Consider the following 2,177-nt stretch of genomic DNA (forward strand, 5'->3'; position numbering starts at 1 on the left):
ACTATTCTATACAAAAAACTCAAAAAAAGACTGGTTTGGAATAGCTTACAAAATAGAAAAAATCTGTAAGAAATTTCCTACAGATTTATCTATGTTGCCTTGTTTCTTACAAACCAGGTGCTTGTCCAAGTTCTGCGGCAAGCATCCAAACTGTTTTCTCAAGTTCAGCCTTAGCACCAACAAAAATATCGTTTGTAACATCATCGCCTTCTTCGTCAGTCACATCCAACGCTTTTTGGAAAAGAGTGATGAGGTAGCGATAAATATCTAGAACACGTTCCAAGCTTTCTTCAACATTACGGTATTCACCAGCTTCTTCTTCGATTTCACTGTTTTGAAGGAATTCTGTCAATGTAGAGAATGGGCTTCCACCGAGTGTAATCAATCGTTCGCTGATTTCATCTAAATGACCATCAAGAGCATCCATGTACTCATCCATTTTTGGATGCCATACCATAAAACCGCGTCCACGCATATACCAGTGTACTTGGTGCAAAGCAACGTGGGCTACGTACAAATCAGCAACAGCTTGATTCAAGACTTCCTTTGTTTTTGCCAATGCTACTGGCGCTGCTTTTGTTAATGTTGCGACATCTTTTGCTGCTTCTTTTTTCAATTCTACCATTTTATTTTACCTCATTCATTATTTTTATGTAACCACTTCTTAATGATTACTACCTTAGTATACTACTAAGGAAAACCAATAGCAAGCCAAATGACTCACATGAGAAAAGTTGCAATAGACTGATAATTTAAGAATTCTTAATAAGCCCCCAATAACAAGGTCTATTGAAAAAGTTCCAAGCTCTGTAACTTTTTACGATCGACCATTTTAGTGGATAATCTCAAACTATGCCAAATAATCCTCTGAACTCTCTTTGTTTACGATAGCCTGTTAGCTTTCTGACATCTATAGATAATCTCTTCTGTTTCAACTGGGAACATCTCCATCTTCCTCAGGTGGAGCCTCTTCCTCAAAAAGGCTGAGTTGTCCAGAAGGGCAAGTTCATTGATGAGACTATCAATTGTAGCACTCTCTTCTTGAATGATTTTCAATCTTTCTTCCATGGTCCTCCCCTCTGATAACTATTTTTATCCAGTATAGCAAAGGCTTGGTGATTACGATTCGGCTTGGCTTGTCAAATTTAGATTATAGTGAAATGAAATAAAAAATGTACAAATCGATCGGGAAATTTAACCTAACTTCTAGCAATGTTTTAGAAACTAGAGTGTACTATTTCAGCTTCAATCTACTATATATTTTAGTATCAGCTGTACGATATCCCTATCGTACGCAAAAATCTCCTAGCAGAAATGACTACTAGGAGATTTTTTATGAGAAGTGCTTGTCTAGTCCTTGACAATCAAACTCATTATTTGATGCTAGTCGAACAAGTTCCTAACTAAGCTTCTTCGTCTTCTTTACGACGACGGCCTGCAAGACCAAGACCAAGTAAGGCACTTGTGGCTGCTGCTACCATAGCTACAGTAGAATCAGCTGTACCTGTATTTGGCAACTCTTTAGCCAATTGGCGTGCATTTGTGGTTGCTTGGTTTGATACCGCATCAACAGTAGCTCGAGTCACAGTACTTGTTTGAGTAGCTTGATTATTTGCTGGATTTGCCTGATTGCTTGTCGGAGAAACTTCCGAGATGAAATCTTCGATACGTTTCACCATTGTATCCACTTCATCTTGGCTTGCTTTTGAATCAGCAAATACTTTCTTACCTTCTTCTAATAACGCTTTTGCTTTCTTAGCACTATTCTCATCCAATTTATCTGATTGATGATTGATGAAATCATCTAATCGATGAATTGCTGATTCTAATTTACCTTTATTGACATCTACTGTTGGCGCTGCTGGTATCGCTTGTTTCACTGGATCAGTGTCTGTTCCTTCGTTACTTGCGTCACTGTTGCCTTTCGTTGCGACTGCTTTGACTGCTGTTCCGTCTTCAGCTACTGTGTGATCTAATGTGATCACTCCTGTTGTTGGATTAACGCTTACTCCTGAAGTTGGTGTGGCTGATTTCTCTTTCCATCCTCCAGCTTCTTTTACGATTTCGATAGTTTTCTCAGTTGTTCCACCTGTTGGTGTGTACGTTACTTTGACTTTATCGACATCTCCTGTTGGCGTTACAGTTACTGTCGCTGTGTCTGGATTTGGTGTTACTAC

Annotated in this window: 3 protein-coding genes; all 3 read right to left on the reverse strand. The window is 38.9% G+C overall.

Annotated elements, in window-relative coordinates; translation table 11 throughout:
- Nucleotides 1–106: 106 nt before the first annotated feature.
- Complete coding sequence (locus SMIDD26_RS06555) at nucleotides 107–625, reverse strand: Dps family protein (protein ID WP_023940273.1); 519 nt, start codon at nucleotides 623–625, stop codon at nucleotides 107–109.
- A 257-nt stretch (nucleotides 626–882) separates the two neighbouring features.
- Complete coding sequence (locus SMIDD26_RS11705; protein WP_134990206.1) at nucleotides 883–1,068, reverse strand: hypothetical protein; 186 nt, start codon at nucleotides 1,066–1,068, stop codon at nucleotides 883–885.
- Between the two features lie 335 nt (nucleotides 1,069–1,403).
- The coding region (locus SMIDD26_RS13045) for an LPXTG cell wall anchor domain-containing protein (RefSeq protein WP_246746960.1) at nucleotides 1,404–2,177 on the reverse strand (774 nt) is incomplete at its 5' end.

This window comes from Streptococcus mitis, assembly GCF_001579035.1.
Classification (GTDB): Bacteria; Bacillota; Bacilli; order Lactobacillales; family Streptococcaceae; genus Streptococcus; species Streptococcus mitis_J.